The sequence below is a fragment of the Jatrophihabitans fulvus genome (genome assembly GCF_054781375.1).
In genome coordinates this window covers 248,223-265,410 of sequence record NZ_BAAGUN010000005.1, presented here as the reverse complement: position 1 = coordinate 265,410, position 17,188 = coordinate 248,223, and the positions used below count along the sequence as shown (strand labels likewise).

The window sequence follows — 17,188 nt, the reverse complement described above, 5'->3', positions numbered from 1 at the left end:
GTCAGCGCGGGGTGTCGCGCACGAACGCGACGACCGCGGCGGCGAGCTCCGGGCCGGCGTCCTCCTGCACGAAGTGGCCTGCGCGCGCGATGGTCGGGTGGTCGCGGCCGACGGCGCCGGGCAGTGCGCGCTGCAGCACCGGTCCCATCGCCCCGGTGATCGGGTCGCTGTCGGAGAAGGCGACGAGGACGGGGGTGTTGCTCGTGGTGAGCGCGGCCCACGCGCGGCGGTTGTCCTCGCTCGCGGGGTTGTCGGGCGCGTACGGCACCAATCCCGGCATCGCGCGCGGACCCGCCTTGGACGCCTCGTCCGGGAACGGCGCGTCGTAGGCGTGGCGGGCCGCGTCGTCGAGACCGCGCACGCACCCGGACGCGACGAAGCGGGCGATGTCGAGCGCCTCCGCGCTCTGGACCGCCTCGCGGAAGCGGTGCCACACCTCGGGCATGCCGTGGTCGCCGGTGGGCAGGCCGGTGTTCGACGCGACGAGCCGCGCGAACCGGTCGGGGTGCTCGGCGGCGAGACGCAGCCCGATGAGACCGCCCCAGTCCTGGCCCACGAGGGTGACGTCGCGCAGGTCGAGCACGTCGAACACGAGCTCGCGCACCCACTGCACGTGCCGGGCGTAGGAGTGGTCGCCGATGTCGGTTGGTTTGTCCGACCGACCGAAGCCGACGAGGTCGGGCGCGATCACGCGCAACCCCGCTGCGGCCAGCGGCGGGATCGTCGTCCGGTACAGGTAGGACCACGTCGGCTCGCCGTGCAGCAGCAGCACCGGCTCGCCGTCCGCCGGGCCCGACTCGACCCAGGCCATGCGCAACCGTCCGCCGTCGACCTCGGCGTAGCGCGGCGGGAAGTCGAACCCGTCCAGGTCGGCGAAGCGGTCGTCCGGGGTGCGGAACACGTCCATGACCCGACGGTAGTGCGCGACCGCGCGCATAGCGGAGCCCGCGGACGGGCAGGCTGCCCGCCGTGGACGACAACGGACCGGTCCTGGTGATCATGGGTGTGTCGGGCTGCGGCAAGTCGACGGTCGGGGCGATGCTCGCGGGTCGCACCGGCTGGGACTTCGAGGAGGGGGACGACCTCCATCCCGCGGCGAACGTCGAGAAGATGGCCTCGGGTCACCCGTTGACCGACGAGGACCGGTGGCCGTGGCTCGAACGGGTCGCGCAGTGGATCCGCGGCCACACCGCCGCCCGCGCCCCAGGGGTCGTCACCTGCTCGTCGCTCAAGCGGTCGTACCGCGACGTGCTGCGCTCGGGCAGCGACCCGTCCGACGTGGTGTTCGTGCTCCTCGACGGCACCCGCGCGCAGATCTCCGAGCGGCTGGCCCGGCGGCAGGGCCACTTCATGCCCACGACGCTGCTCGACTCGCAGTTCGCCGACCTCGAGCGCCCGGGCGAGGCCGAGAACGCGATCGTCATCGACACCGGGCCGCCGCCGATCGTCCAGGTCGACCGCATCCTGTCCGAGTTGGAGAACCGGTCGTGACGGCCGCGGCCGCGGCCGCGGCGCTCGCGGCGAAGAGCGACGACTGGCAGCTGCACGACACCCGGTTGGTCGTGGCCGCCGTGCTGGGCATCGCGCTGATCGTGCTGCTCATCGCCGCCTTCGACGTGCACCCGTTCCTCGCCCTCATCGCGGGCTCGGCGCTGACCGGTTTCGTCGCCGGCGTCGGCGCGCAGGACGTGATCGGCAACTTCGAGGACGGCGTCGGGTCGACGCTCATGGAGGTCGGCCTGCTCATCGCGCTCGGCGCCATGCTCGGCAAGCTGCTCGCCGAGTCCGGCGGCGCCGACCGGATCGTCGACACGCTGGTGTCCCGCTCGGGCCCGAAGGCGGTTCCGTGGACGATGGCGCTCGTCGCGGTGATCGTCGGACTGCCGATGTTCTTCGAGATCGGCCTCGTGCTGCTGCTGCCGGTGATCGTGCTGGTGTCGAAGCGTGCCGAGCTGCCGCTGATGCGCGTCGCGATCCCCGCCCTCGCCGGGCTGTCGGTGCTGCACGGGCTCATCCCGCCGCACCCCGGTCCGCTCATCGCCATCGACGCCGTGAACGCCCAGCTCGGCATCACGCTCGGTCTCGGCCTGCTCGTCGCGATCCCCACGGTGATCATCTGCGGTCCGCTGTTCTCGGTCGTCGCCGCGCGCTGGGTGCCGGTCGAGGCACCCGCGTCCGCGGGCGGGGTGAGCACCTCGAAGCAGGACGACGGGCCGCTGGCCAAGAACCTGCGCCGCCGTCCGTCGTTCGCCGTGACCCTGGGGACGATCGTGTTCCCGGTCGTCCTCATGCTGGCCAAGGCCGTCGCCGACATCGTCTGGGACGACGACGAGAAGAACCGCGTCCGCATCGTGCTCGACACCATCGGCGAGCCGCTCGTCGCCCTGTTCCTCGCCGTGCTCCTCGCGATGATCACCTTCGGCTACGCGGTCGGGTTCGACGGCAAGGCGATCGCGGACAAGCTCGGGTCAGGGCTCGCGCCCATCGCCGGCATCCTGCTCATCGTCGGCGCGGGCGGCGGGTTCAAGCAGACCCTGATCGGCGCGGGCGTCGGCGACTCGATCAGCAAGATCGCGAACGACACCGGCGTCTCGGTGCTGGTGATCGGCTGGCTGCTGGCGGTGGCGCTGCGCCTCGCGACCGGATCGGCCACGGTCGCGACCACGACGGCCGCCGGCATCGTCGCCCCGCTGGCGGACGGCCTGTCGTCGACGCACCTCGCGCTGCTCGCCCTCGCGGTGGGCGCCGGGTCGCTGTTCCTGTCGCACGTCAACGACGCCGGGTTCTGGCTGGTCAGCCAGAGCTTCAAGATCGGCGTCGGCGATACCTTCAAGACCTGGTCGGTGATGGAGACGCTGATCTCGGTCGTGGGCTTCGCCTTCATCTCGGTGCTGTGGCTGATCCTGTGACCGCAAGATCGACTGGACACGTTACCGACCGGTAGTACTGTCCGGATTCGTCGGAAACATGGCGAAGGGGTGACGCGATGATCCGGAAGGTTCTCTCGGCGGGGGCCACGGCCGTCCTCGCGGTGACCGCGACGGTGGCGGTGACCGGTGGCGGCACGTCGGCGGGCGCGGCGGACGGGTTCTTCCGCTGGACCGGCACGAAGCCGCTCTCGCAGTACTCGCGCGGTGCGGTGCTCAAGACCCGGGAGCTGAAGTACTCGCTCGACGGTGTCCCGCTGCCCGTCGACGTGACCCAGGTGCTGTACCGGACGCAGAACGCTCGTGGCCAGGCCATCGCGAACGCGACGTCGGTGCTGCACGCGCCGGGCGTGGCCGCCACGAACAAGGTCGTGTCGTACCAGTCGTTCTACGACTCGTTGAGCCCGGCCGACTCGCCGTCGCGCGCCATCGCGGGCGGCACCAGCTTCGGCGGGCAGTCCGCTCACGCCGAGTCGTTGCTGATGGCGCCGTTCCTGCTGCAGGGCTACGACATCGTCGTCACCGACACCGAGGGTCCGACGGCCGATTTCGCCGCCGGTCCCGAGTACGGCCGCACCACCCTCGACGCGCTGCGCGCGGTGTCGGGACAGCGCGCGACCGGCATCTCCGCGTCCGCCCGCATCGGGCTGGTCGGGTACTCCGGCGGCGCCATCGCCACCAACTGGGCCGCGGCGATCGCGCCGGCGTACGCCCCGGACGTGAACAGGCGCATCGTCGGCGCGGCGTCCGGCGGAGTTCTCGTCGACCCGGCCCACAACCTGCACTACGTCGAGGGCAGCCTGGTGTGGGCCGGCGTCATGCCGATGGCCATCGTGGGGGTCGCTCGCGCCTACGGCGTCGACCTCACGCCCTACCTCAGCGCGTACGGCAAGCAGGTCTACGACCAGGTGAAGGACCAGCAGATCTTCGCCGTGCTCGGCCGCTATCCCGGCCTGACCTGGAAGCAGCTGGCCAAGCCGCAGTACCCGACGCCCGAGAGCGTCCCCGTGTTCGTGAAGCTGGTGAACCGGCTCAACCTGGGTTCGCAGCCGACGCCGACCGTCCCGCTGTTCGTCGGGCAGGGCGCCGGTGGCGAGACCGAGGGCACCCCCGGCACCAAGCCCGGTATCGGACGCGGCGACGGCGTGATGATCGCCGGCGACGTGCGCTCGCTCGCCCGGCAGTACTGCCGCGACGGGCTGAAGGTCAGCTACAAGCAGTACGAGCTGACCAGCCACGTGGCGACGGCAGCGCTGTGGCTGCCCGACGCCTACGCCTGGCTGCTCGGACGGTTCGGGGGCCAGGCCGCGCCGACGAACTGCGGCTCGATCGCCCCGGGCAACCCGCTCACCCCGATCGGCGGGTGACGGGCGAAACCCGGCCCGGCATCCGGTGACGGCGTAAGTTCGTCCGGATGCCCACCGCTGCCGAGATCACGACGCACCACGATCCCGACCCGGACGAGGACCCGTGGGTCCACGGCCCACCCGCCCCCGTGGTGGTGCGGTTGGTGCCGTACGACCCTGCCTGGCCGCAACGCTTCGCGAGCCTCGCCGAGGGCATCCGTGCCGCGCTCGGCGACACCGCCCGTCATGTCGAGCACGTCGGCTCGACGTCCGTGCCCGGCCTGGCGGCCAAGGACGTGATCGACATCGACCTCGAGGTGCCCGATCCGCGGGACGAGGACGCCTACGTCCCCGCGCTCGAGGCGGCCGGCTGGCGGCTCGTGGTCCGCGAACCGTCGTGGCACCAGCACCGCTGCCTGAACCGCCGCGAGCCGGGAGCCAACCTGCACGTCTTCGGACCCGACTGCCCGGAGACCGTCCGGCACCGGATGTTCCGCGACTGGCTGCGCGAGCACGACGACGACCGCGCGCGGTACGAGCAGGCGAAGCGGGACGCGATCCCGGGCGGCGGAGCCGTCATGGACTACAACGCGCGCAAGCAGGACGTGATCCGCGAGATCTACGACCGTCTGTTCCGGGCGCACGGGTTGCTGCCGGGCGGCTGACGCCTCGGCGTCGACGCGTCACTGCAACCCGACGAGTACCGGATCGTGTCGCTAGTGCGGTCGTGGACGCGGTCGCGTCTCGTCGAGCTGGTCGGCCAGATCGAGGATCTCCCGCCGCTGCTGCTTCGACAGGTCGGGTGAGACGTCCTTGTCGAGGTCGAGCCACTGCGGCGGGCCGGCCGGCTGGCTGCCGGCGGGACGGCGCCTCTCGAGCCGACGGTTCACCCGGTCGCCGAGCGACCTGGTCACCCGCCCGGCGCGGTCGCGTGTCACCTCGCCGAGCAGGTCGACGTCGACGCCGGTCTTCTCGCGGATGCGTTCCTTGCGCCGCTCGCGCCGTACGGCCACGGCCGCCTGCCGCAGCATCCGGCGGCGGGCGTCCGCCTGCGCGTGGCGTTCCTTGATGCGCGCGGGGCCGCCGCACACCGCGATCAGCAGCACGGCGACGGCGAGCGGCGCACCGAACAGGACCAGATTCGCGAGACCGGAGCCGTTCCAGTCCCACCCGCCGATGTCGTAGACGAGCCCGGCACCGAGCATCACCATCAGCACGACGGGCCACGCGGCCCGGCGCACCGGCTTGTCGAGGCAGTACAGCGCCGCCCACGAGATCGCGGCGACGGGCCACAGCACGACGACGGCCGAGGTGCCGAGCACCAGCGTGAGCACGCCGAGCAGCAACGCCAGCAGGATCGCGATGGTCACCCCTCGATTGTGCCTCGTGGCGCTGTGCGGTCGGTGGGCACGCGCGATGCGACCGCCTCGACCAGAGCCCGGCGGACGGCCACCACGGCCGGACGGTCGGCGAGACCGCTGCGGGTCGCGGTGAACACCGTCCGGCGGGGACGGCCCGGCAGCTCGATCGTGCGGACGGGCGGGGTGCGGCCCTGCCACAGCAGGTCCGGCACGAGCGCGCACGCCTCCCCGGAGCGGATCAGCGCGACGTGGGCCTGCAGGTCGTCGGTCTCGAAGCGGACGTCCGGCTCGAACCCCGCCTGCCGGCAGGCCTGCTCGGCGAAGTGCCGCGAGGCCGCGCCGTGGCGCTCGACGACCCACGGCCGTCCGGCGGTGTCGGCGAGCGTGCGCACGTCACGCCAGCGCCGGGGGACGGCGAGCCGCAGCTCGTCGTGGGTGAGCACCACCCGGTCGACGCCCCCGTGCCACGGCGCGGCGTGACCGGGGTACTGCTCGGCGACCACGAGGTCGAAGTCGCGCGCGAACGTCTCGAGCAGCGCCGTCTCGGGCTCGCGCTGCGTCATGGTGACCCGCACCTGCGGGTGGTCGCGCGCGAGCGTCCGCAGCATCGGGACGATCAACGCGAGCGCCGCCGACTGGAAGATCGCGAGGTGCACGGTGCCCGTGGCCTCGCCGAGCGAGGCCTGCAGGTCCGATTCGGCACGCTCGAGCCGGTCGAGGATGCCGCCGGTGTGCGCGACCAGCACCTCGCCCTGCGGGGTGAGCTGCAGCCGGCGCCCGGCGCGGCGCAGCAGCGGGTGGCCCGCCTCCTTCTCGAGCTGGCTGAGCTGCTGCGAGACCGCGGACGGGCTGAGGTGCAGCGCGCTCGCGACCGCGGCGATGGTGCCGCGCACGTGCACCTCGTGCAGCAACCGCAGGCGGCGGACGTCCAGCATCGCTCTCCTCGACATACTTCAGCAGAACTGATGGTCGAACCACGATAATCGTCGCTTTACCTGACGGTTCGCGTGCGTCGACACTGGAGGCATGGTCGCCCCCGTCCCCACCCTCGACTCACCGGCCGAGCTGCGTGCGCTCGAGCCCGAGGTCACCGCCACCGTCCGCCGCTGGCTCGACGTGTCCGCCGGCATCCCCGCCGACGCGAGCGCGGCACAGCTCGCCGCCATGCTCAAGGACGAGAACGGCCTCGCGTTCACCGTCGGGTTCGTCGACGCGGTCATCCGTCCCGAGGACCCGCGCGTGGCCGCCCGCAACTTCGCGGCCCTCGCCCGGCGGGTGCCCGCCTTTCTGCCGTGGCACCTGCGCGTGGCGGTGCGGCTGGGCGCGGTGGCCGGGCTGGTCGCGCCGGGGCCGGTCATGGCGGTGGTGCGGCGGGTACTGCGGCGCATGGTCGGCCACCTCGTGATCGACGCCCGGCCCCGTCCGCTCGCCCGCGCGATCGCCCGGCTGCGTGACGGCGGGGTGCGGCTCAACATCAACCTGCTCGGCGAGGCGGTGCTGGGCGAGCGCGAGGCGGCGCGGCGGCTCGAACGCACCGAACAGCTGCTGTCGCGCGACGACGTCGACTACGTGTCGATCAAGGTCTCGTCGGCGGTCGCACCGCACAGTGCATGGGCGTTCGACGAGGCCGTCGAGCACATCGTGTCGTCGCTGACCCCGCTCTTCCGGGTGGCCGCGACATCGCAGCCGCAGAAGTTCGTCAACCTCGACATGGAGGAGTACCGCGACCTCGAGCTCACCGTCGCGGTGTTCCGCCGCCTGCTCGACGCACCCGAGTTCCGCACGCTGCGCGCCGGCATCGTGCTGCAGGCCTACTTGCCCGACACCCTCGCGACCATGATCGAGCTGCAGGAGTGGGCGGCCGCTCGCGTCGCCGGCGGCGGCGCGCCGGTCAAGGTGCGCGTGGTCAAGGGCGCGAACCTTCCGATGGAGCGCGTCGAGGCCGCCGTCCACGGCTGGCCGCTCGCGACGTGGGGCAGCAAGCAGGAGAGCGACACCAACTACAAGCGGTTGCTCGACTACGCGCTGCACCCCGAGCGGACGGCGAACGTCCGTATCGGCGTCGCCGGCCACAACCTGTTCGACGTCGCGTTCGCGTGGCTGCTGGCGCAGCGTCGCGGCGTCACCGCGGACGTCGACTTCGAGATGCTGCTGGGCATGGCCACCGGCCAGGCCGAGGCGGTGCGCCGCGACGTCGGGTCGCTGCTGCTCTACACGCCGGTCGTGCACCCGGGTGAGTTCGACGTCGCCATCGCCTATCTGGTGCGCCGGCTCGAAGAGGGCGCGAGCCAGGACAACTTCATGTCCGCGGTCTTCGACGTGCACGACGACGAGGCGCTGTTCGCCCGCGAGCACGGGCGCTTCGTCGCCTCGCTCGACGCGCTCGATCGCGACGTGCCCGCATCGCACCGCGACCAGGACCGGTCCCTGCCCGTGACCGGCGACGTGCAGGCGACGTTCGCGAACACCGCCGACACCGATCCCGCCGTCCGTGCGAACGAGCGGTGGGGACGGGCGATCCTCGCCCGGGTGCCCGACTCGACCCTCGGAGCGGACCTCGTCGCGGCCGCGCGGCTGTCCTCGACGGAAGAGCTGGACGCCGTCCTGACGGCCGCTCGTGACGCGGGTTGGAGAAGCCAACCCGCCCGAGCCCGGGCCGAGGTGTTGCGTCGTGCCGCCGTCGAGCTCGAGCGCCGGCGCGCCGATCTCATCGAGGTCATGGCGAGCGAGTGCGGCAAGACGATCGACCAGGCCGACCCCGAGGTGTCCGAGGCCATCGACTTCGCGAACTACTACGCCCACCTCGCCGAGCAGCTCGATCACGTCGACGGTGCGCGGCATCAGTCGGTCGGGCTGACCGTGGTCACGCCGCCGTGGAACTTCCCGGTGGCCATCCCCGCGGGGTCGACGCTCGCCGCCCTGGCCGCCGGTTCGTCCGTCGTGATCAAGCCTGCCCCGCAGGCCGTCCGCTGCGGTGCCGTGATGGTCGCCGCGCTGCATGCGGCCGGAGTGCCCACCGATGCGCTGCGTCTCGTCGACCTCGACGAGCGCGAGCTCGGCCGCGAGCTGATCGCGGACCCGCGCGTCGACCGGTTGATCCTCACCGGCGCGTACGAGACCGCCGAGCTGTTCCGGTCCTTCCGTGCGGACCTGCCGCTGCTCGCGGAGACCAGCGGCAAGAACGCGATCGTGGTGACCCCGAGCGCCGACTACGACCTCGCGGTGAAGGACGTGGTGGCGTCCGCGTTCGGTCACGCCGGGCAGAAGTGCTCCGCGGCGTCGCTGGTGATCCTGGTCGGATCGGCGGCCCGCTCGTCGCGCTTCCGCAACCAGCTCGTCGACGCCGTCCGCTCGCTGCACGTGGCCCTGCCGTCGGACGCGACGTCGCGGATGGGTCCGCTCGTCGAACCGGCATCGGGCAAGCTGCTCGACGCGTTGACGACGCTGCAGCCGGGTGAGAGCTGGCTGGTCGAGCCGCGCCGCCTCGACGACGAGGGCCGGCTGTGGTCGCCGGGCGTGAAGACCGGGGTTGCACCGGGCTCGGCGTTCCACCTCACCGAGTACTTCGGTCCCGTGCTCGGCATCATGACCGCCGAGACGCTGGACGAGGCGATCGCACTGCAGAACGACGTCGCCTACGGCCTGACCGCCGGCCTGCACTCACTCGCACCCGACGAGATCGGACGCTGGCTCGACACCGTCGAGGCCGGCAACCTCTACGTCAATCGCGGCATCACCGGGGCGATCGTGCGGCGGCAGCCCTTCGGCGGCTGGAAGAAGTCGGCGGTCGGCGCCGGTACCAAGGCGGGCGGCCCGAACTACCTGGTCGGACTCTCCGACTGGGCGCCGGCCGAGGCCACGGCGGACGGGACGTTGCTGCCCGTGCAGCAGCAGATCCTCGACGCCGTCGGCGATTCCGCGTTTCTCGCACGGTCTCTCGCCTCCGACGCCGCCGCGTGGCGCAACGAGTTCGGCACCGCTCGCGATGTGTCGCAGCTGGGAGTCGAGCGCAATGTGCTGCGCTACCGTCCGCACCCGGTACTCGTCCGCCACGCCGGGAGCGCCGCGGTCGAGACCGTCCGCATCGCCGCCGCCGGCGCGATCACCGGCGGCAAGGTCACCGTGTCGACCTCCGAACTTCTGCCGGCGACGGGCGCGCTCGCTGCCGCCGGTGTCGAGGTCGTCGTCGAGGACGACGACGCCTTTCGCGCGCGATTGCGCGAAATGCAGGGCGGACGGGTGCGCGTCGTCGGTGCGCCGGCTGCCGGTGTGTACGACGCGGTCGGCGGACGTCCGGACGTCGCGGTGTACGCCCAGCCCGTCACGGAGAGCGGACGGGTCGAGCTGCTGCCGTTCCTGCGCGAGCAGGCGATCAGCATCACCGCCCATCGGTTCGGTACCCCGGACCACCTGAGCGACGAGGTGCTCCCCGTCAGTCGGTAGCCGACACGCCCGACCCGATGACTCAGCGCAGCAATACGCGCGCCGACAACAGCTCTGGGGGTGGCGCGTCCGATAACGTTCGGACGCATGGAACCGCGGGACGACCGGAGCCTAGAGCGACTGAGTGTTCGGGTCGCCGAGCTGTGCGACGAGCTCGGCAGTTCGTCGGCCGGCCATTGGCTGCCAACAGCACGCGAGCTGCTAGCGGTGAACGAGCCGAACGAAGCGCTGCTTCAACTCGCTTGGGGTATCGCCGAGGAACAGATCCTGGTGAGTGAAGAGATGCGGACTTTCATCGAGACTGCGGTCGCCGATCCTCTCGACCTGCCTGTCGACGTGACCGGCCAGCAGCGGCCAGTCAGATCGCGGCGCGGCACGCAGGCCTGACTCGGCGAAAATGATTGACGCGCCACGGTCGGGCGCAAGCACGTCCGCCCAGGCGCACGAGCACGTCCGCCGGCTTCTCGCAAAGCCACGCAACGAGACGGACTGAACGTAGCGCCGGCAACGGCATCGTCGGACGCGAAGGGCGGACCGTGGGTCGCCTCCTCCAGCCGGCCGGAATCAGGGAATGGGCAACGTGTCGATGTCCGCTGACACGATCTTTCGGTCCTCAGGGTCAGGGACGTCCGCGAGGATGGAAAGCGCTCTGTCCCGGGCGTCTCGGGCTGCGTCCATGTCGTCGGCAACCGCGAGCGCACGCGCCAGGCCTTCGTGGGCACTGGCGACAGCCCACGTGTCGATGCCGGCGCGTCCGGCGTAGTCCACGGATCGTCTCGCGTGGAACACGGCGGTCTCGCTGCGCCCGAGAGCGCAGTAGACGCGTGCGATCTGCCATTCGCCGATGAGGCGGTTCTGGTCGTCGCCGACGTTGTCCCAGTGCAGCCGCGATGCGTGTGCGAGGTGAATCAAGCGGTCGTCCTCCTCGGGGCTACGTCTCTCCTGTTCGAGCAGCGTCCAGGTGTCGTTGAACAGCGCGATGGCGAGCTGTCGCTCGTCGTCTGCCGGAACAGCGACATCTGCCTGTAGCGCCATCGGTAGTCCTCTTTCGTCGTCGAGAAGATGGTCCAGCGAGTGGAGCGCGCGACGTATGCCGTCGTCGCGGGCCTGCAGGGCGGCGCGTTGCTGGGCGAGGATGCGACGCACCTCTGCGCCGTCAGCGCCGGCGAGGATTGCTCGTATGGCGCCGAGAGGCACGTCGAGGGAGCGAAGCCGAGCGATCATGACGGCGTTGTCGACTTGAGCTTCGCCGTACCAGCGGTAGCCGTCGTCGGATACCGCTTCAGGTACGAGCAGGCCGAGTTGGTCGTAGTGGCGCAACGCTCTCGCGGTCAAGCCGGCACGGCGAGCGACCTCGCTGACGGTCAGCATTCCGTTCGCACGGACACTCATGCCTCGAACGCTAGGCGGTTCACACGCGGCAAGGTCAAGCGACGTTCTGCACGTGAGCGCGAGCGGGACGTCACGATTTAGCGATCGACGAGGCGCGAGTGTTTCTCGCTCCGTGGGCCTAGGTTGGCACGGTGTCGAGCTATCACAAGATCAACGCAGCAGCGGTGGAGCTGGGTCGCGGCCCGCACCCGGCGGCCAGCCCTTTCGACAGGCGGATCAGCGAAAGTCTTGCGTTGACGACCTTCGCGATCTACCAGGTGGAGCTGCCCGCGCACCAACACACCGTTGCCCACCATCACCAGGACGACGGGGCGGAGGACGCCTACGCGGTGATCGAAGGAAGCGGATGGGTCGATGTCGACGGGGAGTCAGTTGCAGTTGAGCGAGGCGACTTCGTGTCCGTAGGAGTCGAGGCAACTCGGAGTGTGCACGCCGGCGCAGATGGACTGGTGCTGATCGCCGTGTGCACCGCTGGTCCAGAGCGGCGCTGACCGCTCCCCGGATCGATCCTGTCGATGGGCGGGTGGCGGCCCGGTCGGCGCTGCGCGTCCGACCATGCAGCTGTCGGCGCGGGCATACGCCTGTCCGCGACCGTCAGTTGTAGGGCACGTCGCCTGCTGTGATGACTACCTGCACCTGGCCGTACGTGAGGTCAGCACCGCGCTGAATAGCGGCGATGACGGCGCTGTTCGCGCTTCGAAGTCCATGGGCTTGCTGACTTGGCAGGTCGCCCTCCCGCTACGGCCGCCGGACTCTGCGCATGGGCTCGGCCGGTCGGGCCGGGAGCGCGTGGAGGCAGCTCGGTCGTGTTCGCATCTAGGCGTGACGTCCGGTCGCGAGTACCTTCGCGGGCATGTTCGACGACGGCGTCTGGGCCGAGGCGTTCGCCCGACGCAAACACCCCGACAACGTCGATGACGATGCCTGGCCCCAGATCGCGCCCTGCCCGAAGCCACGCCTGAGCATCGTCCGCAGTGCTACCGGCCGCCGTCCATCCGCTGGGGTTTCGGGGCTTCGACCGGGTCGGCAAACGGGGCTGTCCTACGCCGAATCCGTCCGCCGCGAACGGCCCATGTTGCACGGCTGCGGGGGTCTCGAACACACCACCCCTGGCCCGGTGTTCACGGCTCACGGGACCCGGCCGCGCAATCCTCTCGGCCGCGTCTGACCCCGTCGCATACACGCCGCTCCACCGCGGCAAAAGCCGCTCTCGCCGGCGTGACACCGGCACAACCGAGACCCGTCGGCCCGGACGATTCCGGACGCGGGAAGGTGATGATGCGAGCTGACTGACTCTGCGAGCCACTGGGAGGCGCCGTGGGTGGCTTGGTAGCGGATGTCCGTGCGGTTGGTCTCGGCACTTACGCCCGAGCGCTGCTCCGGAGCGGTTTGGCGTGGCTCATTGCTGGTCTGTTCCTTCTCGGGAACGCAATCACCAGCGTCGTCTACTTGGCGGGCGACGAGCCCTCCTTCCTCGTGCCGTGTCTCGTGCTGATGGTGCTTGCAGGACGATTGTTGCTCCGCGCGCACACGCTTGGACTGAGTGCGGCTCGGACAGAAGTGGCCCCTCGAGACCTTGAAAATGGTCTATCCACCCGCTACCACAGCGGATTGGTCGGACGCTCGCGCGCCGACGGCGGCATGGTCGGACCCTGCGCGCGCATAGGCGTGAGTCGCGTCCGTCTGTAACCTGCGGCCATGTTTGGTCGGCTTCGTCTGTCGAGATGGCTGAGCACGTCAGCAGTCGGAATGGCGATGCTCGGCTGTGTGAGTTGCGGAATAGGTTCAGACGCGTCGGAAGGTTCGGAGTGTGCACCTTCCGTGCGGTTTCAGCGCGTTGAGTTCGAGAACCGTGGGCCGGTGAATCAGTCGCTCGAGCAGTGGGAACGTCTGGGCGACGCCGACATCCTGGGTTGCGGCGACAAGATCGGAAGAGCGGGAGTGTTCTCGCTTCGTAATATCTCGCCCCGCATCGCTGTTTGTGCTGGAGGGCAATGGGCCGGCGTCTACGTGCGGGCAGGCTTGCCCCTACGGGAGTGGCCCTCGGAGCTAAAGGCTCCGTAACCCGAACGATCCAGGCCGCGCCCGACAGCGGCATGGTCGGACGCTTCGCGCCAACAGCGGCATGGTCGGACGCTCGGTCGCTACGCGCCTGGGCCAGCGAGCCGTGATTGTTGGACCGTCAAGATCGCGTCGATAGCAGCTAGTACCTCGTTCCAGGCTGATTCTTCGTGGGCATGGCCGCTTGCGGTTCGCGGGTACCTGCGCGCCGCGGCGATGGCCTCTCGATACAGCGCACGTTCGTCGTCGGGTGCGTGGCCCCCCTCAGTCTCTAGCACCTGGGCGAGCCACTTCGCGTCTCGAGTCCACCCCGGGTTCGCCAAAGATCGGGCTCGTAAATAGCCGAGCTGGTCGTACCAACGCCGCGTGTGCCACTTAGCCGAATTTGCCAGCGGAAGTCCGGCGGGCAGTGGCCGCGAAGCGCGGCCCCAGGCGCGGTCATTCCCATGACTCTAGATCGGGGCGGAAGGCTGGCTTTCACATCTGCTCCCGCGCGCGCCGACAGCGGCATGGTCTGTGAGTATCGGGATGGTGCTGCACCGGGTCGGTCTGACCCAGGCCATGGTCTGACCGCGGTGTCTTCCGTCCGATCTGTCGACCGGCTCGGTGTGGTGCTGTTTGGTGGGCCGACCAGGCGGTCGTGACCTGATAGGAGCTTGGCCAGAAGCCCCGTCACAACCTGTCCGTACCGCCCGATCGGCTGCCACCGCCAGATACGACCTAGCGGGAGGCAGGTACAGGATGACAACCCTTCAGGAGCGCGTCGCTCTTCACGTGATCGGCGGAGTGGACACGCACAAGAACACCCATCACGCGGCGGTGATCGATTCGGCGGGTCGGCTGCTGGGCGACCAGCAGTTCCCCGCGACCGGCGCGGGCCATCGTCGGCTGCTGGCGTGGCTGCGATCGTTCGGCGAGCTCGAGTCGGTCGGTGTCGAGGGCACCGGCAGCTACGGTGCGGCGCTCACCCGCTTGCTGCAGTCGGCTGGGGTGCGGGTGGTCGAGGTGAATCGGCCCAGCCGGGCGGCGCGGCGGCGTGATGGCAAGTCCGATCGTCTGGATGCCGAGCAGGCCGCCCGCGCGGTGCTGGCCGGCACCGCGACCGCCGCCCCGAAGTCCCGCACCGGCGCGGTGGAGGCGATCCGGTTGCTGCGCGTCACCCGCAGCACCGCGGTCAAGGCCCGCACGCAGGCGACGAACGCGCTGCACGCCGCCGTGCTGGCCGCCCCGGACGAGCTGCGCGAACACCTGCAGGGCGTGAAGGGCCGGGCGCTGGTGACCCGCTGCGCCCGGCTGCGCGCAGAGACCGGCGATCTGGCGTCACTGACCGACCAACCCGAACGGTTGCACCTGGCCGCGGCCAAGACCGCGCTGCGTGAGCTGGCCACCCGCTGGCTCGCCCTCGACGCCGAGGCGAGGGGTTTGAAGAAGCAACTCACTGCCCTGGTCAGTCTCTACGCGCCGCAGCTGATCGCGTTGCAGGGCGTCGGCTCCGAGACCGCCGCCCAACTACTGATCACCGCCGGCGACAACGCCGACCGCATCACCGGTGAGGCGGCCTTCGCGAAGCTGTGTGGTGTCTGCCCGCAACCGGCCAGCAGCGGCAGGACCACCGGACGACACCGGTTGTCCCGAGGCGGTGACCGCGATGCCAACAGCGCCCTCTACATGATCACCGTGACCCGGCTACGCCGTCACGATCCCACCCGCCGCTACGTCGCCCGACGCACCGCCGAAGGCCTGTCCAAACGCGAAATCATGCGCTGCCTCAAGCGCTACATCGCCCGCGAGATCTTCGCCGCGCTACCGCCACCGGCCACCAGCAGCACCACGACGACAATGACGGCTATCGCTGCTTGACCAACATAGGAGCATCGGACGCTCCCGCGCCGACAGCGGCATGGTCGGACGCTCCCGCGCCGACAGCGGCATGGTCGGACGCTCGCGCGCGGCCCTTGCCGTCGGAGTTCTTCTGACTAGGGAACTGCGCAGACGATCTCGACGCGGGACCGGGTAGCTGCACGCACGTTGACACGTGTGGGCGGCGGACCTCCGCAGCCGGTTGAGCTTGCCAGGTACACGCCCGCTGGTACGTGAAAGACCGCATTTCCCGAACTGTCGGTGAAGTCGCGCAACGTGACGTGAGTGTTGGAGCGGGTCAGATTGACCGTCTGACCCACCCGAGGTGCGTCCGTGAACGCTTGGCGGCCATCGCTGCCGCCTGGCCCACCGTAGAGCCCGAGATGGACAACCAGCGTGCCAGTCTTCGCCCCTGTCGGGCGGCTGCTGGACTTGGGTGCTGTCGACGTCAGGACTGTCGAACCGCCATCCGTGCAACCGGCCAGCAGCGCCGCCAACATGCAGGCGACGATCATCTTCGAGTTACGTAGCGTCGGCGCGTCCGCCGTTTCGACCCTCGGTGGCTGCATGACCACTAGACGCTATGCGTGGGCGCGGACGTTGCACAGCAAGCGCCCAGTTCTGACAGCGGCATGGTCGGACGCTTGCGCCAGCTAGTCCTTCGGTCCCTTGCCGGCGAGGATCGCAGCGGCCTCTTTACCAAGAACCGGGTCGTCCACGTAACGAGTGACTACCGCACGACCTGCACCTGGGCTCCTTCGATTGCCTATCCGATTGATTGGCCGCAGGTGGTAGATCCGGCTTTCGCCGAGGGCCTCGTCCTCGACGAAGCCGACTAGCTGATCGAGATGCGCACGCGTCGCAGCCTGGCTGAGCACCGACGCGAGGCGGTCTTGCATGAGAGTGCTGCTTGTGGACACGTATAGGTCAACAAGATCCGCCCACCAAGCGCGTGCGCCCTCGACGCCGATAGCAGCTGCAATGGCCTCGATGGTCGAGTCCGGATGGCCTGCCGAAAGGTGGCGAATCAGGGTTGGTGCGGCTTTGAGCTGAGCGTCGGGGGTCCTGTAGAGGTTCCAGAGGGAGTCAACCTCGATACCGCTCGCCCGAAGCTCGTCGAGCACAGGCCGCTCGGCCTCGCGCTTCAGCCGGGTTCGTTCAGCGCGCTCCGCGTCGGCTTGCTCGACGCGGGCACGGTACTCAGGGTCGTCGCGCAATCGCTGCTCACGCTCGGCTTGGATTTCAGCCGCCGACATCGGGCCGCGCTGTTGTGCCATTCAAAGATCGTAGATCGGGCTCGTCCGCTCATCGGCATGGTCGCAAGCGAGGCCTTACTGTGTGCCTCGTGCCTGAGCGCGTTGAGCCGGTCGTTGTCGGAGTCCGCTGGGACCCGAATGCGCCTGATGCAGTCATGGTGTCTCGAGACCTCGCGCCGACCACCCTCGCGTTGCTGCCGCCCCCGAGCGACGAGGACCAGCGCTGCGTCGTCTTCACGTGGTCCGATTGCGTCTTCTCCTGCATGCGGCCGCCGAATGACGAAGCGATTGAGGGCCACCGGCTTTGGGAGAAGGGCTTGCAAGACGTGTCTTGGTTCGGCGCCGTCCGTGACAGCGAGCTCATCGCCGGTCTTGAATTGGAGAACCGCGTCCACCCCTACCACCGGCCACAGCGCTTTCTTGAGCTTCAACACCACGTGCTGCGGTTGCAAGAGAACGTCGTCGAGATCGTCGCTAGCTCATTGCGCATGAACCGACGTGAGGGCACGACGCTGGCGGCGGCAGCCGCGGCTATCTAACTC

Annotated in this window: 14 protein-coding genes; 9 read left to right on the top strand and 5 right to left on the bottom strand. The window is 69.9% G+C overall.

Annotated elements, in window-relative coordinates; genetic code table 11:
- Window position 1: 1 nt before the first annotated feature.
- The gene (locus ACYVP9_RS17470; protein ID WP_460606196.1) at window positions 2–907 is read right to left on the bottom strand and encodes a haloalkane dehalogenase; all 906 of its coding nucleotides are present in this window, start codon (window positions 905–907) and stop codon (window positions 2–4) included.
- 92 nt (window positions 908–999) lie between these two features.
- Here ACYVP9_RS17470 and ACYVP9_RS17465 point away from each other — a divergent pair, with 92 nt between their 5' ends.
- The 4 genes from ACYVP9_RS17465 to ACYVP9_RS17450 all read left to right on the top strand — a co-directional run bounded on the left by ACYVP9_RS17465 (window position 1,000) and on the right by ACYVP9_RS17450 (window position 4,938).
- On the top strand, window positions 1,000–1,491 hold the full coding sequence (locus ACYVP9_RS17465; RefSeq protein ID WP_460606286.1) for a gluconokinase: 492 nt from the start codon (window positions 1,000–1,002) through the stop codon (window positions 1,489–1,491).
- Complete coding sequence (locus ACYVP9_RS17460; protein ID WP_460606195.1) at window positions 1,488–2,909, top strand: GntT/GntP/DsdX family permease; 1,422 nt, start codon at window positions 1,488–1,490, stop codon at window positions 2,907–2,909. Before ACYVP9_RS17465 ends, ACYVP9_RS17460 begins: the two co-directional genes overlap by 4 nt.
- Before the next feature lie 77 nt (window positions 2,910–2,986).
- On the top strand, window positions 2,987–4,294 hold the full coding sequence (locus tag ACYVP9_RS17455) for an alpha/beta hydrolase family protein (RefSeq protein ID WP_460606194.1): 1,308 nt from the start codon (window positions 2,987–2,989) through the stop codon (window positions 4,292–4,294).
- 47 nt (window positions 4,295–4,341) lie between these two features.
- Window positions 4,342–4,938, top strand: coding sequence for a GrpB family protein (locus ACYVP9_RS17450; protein WP_460606193.1), 597 nt, complete (start codon window positions 4,342–4,344; stop codon window positions 4,936–4,938).
- Between the two features lie 51 nt (window positions 4,939–4,989).
- Here ACYVP9_RS17450 and ACYVP9_RS17445 read toward each other — a convergent pair whose 3' ends face one another.
- Both ACYVP9_RS17445 and ACYVP9_RS17440 read right to left on the bottom strand, forming a co-directional pair.
- The gene (locus ACYVP9_RS17445; RefSeq protein WP_460606192.1) at window positions 4,990–5,643 is read right to left on the bottom strand and encodes a hypothetical protein; all 654 of its coding nucleotides are present in this window, start codon (window positions 5,641–5,643) and stop codon (window positions 4,990–4,992) included.
- Window positions 5,640–6,569 (bottom strand): LysR family transcriptional regulator, encoded by a 930-nt coding sequence (locus tag ACYVP9_RS17440; RefSeq protein ID WP_460606191.1) that lies wholly within the window; start codon window positions 6,567–6,569, stop codon window positions 5,640–5,642. Before ACYVP9_RS17440 ends, ACYVP9_RS17445 begins: the two co-directional genes overlap by 4 nt.
- A 91-nt stretch (window positions 6,570–6,660) precedes the next feature.
- Between ACYVP9_RS17440 and ACYVP9_RS17435 the strand changes: the two genes are divergently transcribed.
- On the top strand, window positions 6,661–10,077 hold the full coding sequence (locus ACYVP9_RS17435) for a bifunctional proline dehydrogenase/L-glutamate gamma-semialdehyde dehydrogenase (RefSeq protein WP_460606190.1): 3,417 nt from the start codon (window positions 6,661–6,663) through the stop codon (window positions 10,075–10,077).
- A gap of 87 nt (window positions 10,078–10,164) precedes the next feature.
- Entirely contained in the window at window positions 10,165–10,464 is a 300-nt protein-coding gene (locus ACYVP9_RS17430; protein WP_460606189.1) for a hypothetical protein, read from the top strand.
- A gap of 177 nt (window positions 10,465–10,641) precedes the next feature.
- Here ACYVP9_RS17430 and ACYVP9_RS17425 read toward each other — a convergent pair whose 3' ends face one another.
- Window positions 10,642–11,469, bottom strand: coding sequence for a MerR family transcriptional regulator (locus ACYVP9_RS17425; protein WP_460606188.1), 828 nt, complete (start codon window positions 11,467–11,469; stop codon window positions 10,642–10,644).
- A gap of 131 nt (window positions 11,470–11,600) precedes the next feature.
- Here ACYVP9_RS17425 and ACYVP9_RS17420 point away from each other — a divergent pair, with 131 nt between their 5' ends.
- Window positions 11,601–11,960, top strand: coding sequence for a cupin domain-containing protein (locus ACYVP9_RS17420; protein WP_460606187.1), 360 nt, complete (start codon window positions 11,601–11,603; stop codon window positions 11,958–11,960).
- A gap of 2,311 nt (window positions 11,961–14,271) precedes the next feature.
- Window positions 14,272–15,390 carry an IS110 family RNA-guided transposase gene (locus tag ACYVP9_RS17415; RefSeq protein ID WP_460606186.1) on the top strand — a complete coding sequence of 373 codons (1,119 nt, stop codon included), beginning with the start codon at window positions 14,272–14,274 and terminating at the stop codon, window positions 15,388–15,390.
- Window positions 15,391–16,043: 653 nt separating this feature from the next.
- Here the strand turns inward: ACYVP9_RS17415 and ACYVP9_RS17410 are convergent.
- Complete coding sequence (locus ACYVP9_RS17410) at window positions 16,044–16,667, bottom strand: hypothetical protein (RefSeq protein ID WP_460606185.1); 624 nt, start codon at window positions 16,665–16,667, stop codon at window positions 16,044–16,046.
- Window positions 16,668–16,735: 68 nt separating this feature from the next.
- Between ACYVP9_RS17410 and ACYVP9_RS17405 the strand changes: the two genes are divergently transcribed.
- The gene (locus ACYVP9_RS17405) at window positions 16,736–17,185 is read left to right on the top strand and encodes a hypothetical protein (RefSeq protein WP_460606184.1); all 450 of its coding nucleotides are present in this window, start codon (window positions 16,736–16,738) and stop codon (window positions 17,183–17,185) included.
- Window positions 17,186–17,188 lie beyond the last annotated feature (3 nt).

Coding starts and splice junctions, on each gene's coding strand:
- ACYVP9_RS17470 (WP_460606196.1), bottom strand. CDS start 907: ATGGACGTGTTCCGCACCCCGGACGACCGCTTCGCCGACCTGGACGGG.
- ACYVP9_RS17465 (WP_460606286.1), top strand. CDS start 1,000: ATGGGTGTGTCGGGCTGCGGCAAGTCGACGGTCGGGGCGATGCTCGCG.
- ACYVP9_RS17455 (WP_460606194.1), top strand. CDS start 2,987: ATGATCCGGAAGGTTCTCTCGGCGGGGGCCACGGCCGTCCTCGCGGTG.
- ACYVP9_RS17450 (WP_460606193.1), top strand. CDS start 4,342: ATGCCCACCGCTGCCGAGATCACGACGCACCACGATCCCGACCCGGAC.
- ACYVP9_RS17440 (WP_460606191.1), bottom strand. CDS start 6,569: ATGCTGGACGTCCGCCGCCTGCGGTTGCTGCACGAGGTGCACGTGCGC.
- ACYVP9_RS17435 (WP_460606190.1), top strand. CDS start 6,661: ATGGTCGCCCCCGTCCCCACCCTCGACTCACCGGCCGAGCTGCGTGCG.
- ACYVP9_RS17430 (WP_460606189.1), top strand. CDS start 10,165: ATGGAACCGCGGGACGACCGGAGCCTAGAGCGACTGAGTGTTCGGGTC.
- ACYVP9_RS17425 (WP_460606188.1), bottom strand. CDS start 11,469: ATGAGTGTCCGTGCGAACGGAATGCTGACCGTCAGCGAGGTCGCTCGC.
- ACYVP9_RS17415 (WP_460606186.1), top strand. CDS start 14,272: ATGACAACCCTTCAGGAGCGCGTCGCTCTTCACGTGATCGGCGGAGTG.
- ACYVP9_RS17410 (WP_460606185.1), bottom strand. CDS start 16,667: ATGGCACAACAGCGCGGCCCGATGTCGGCGGCTGAAATCCAAGCCGAG.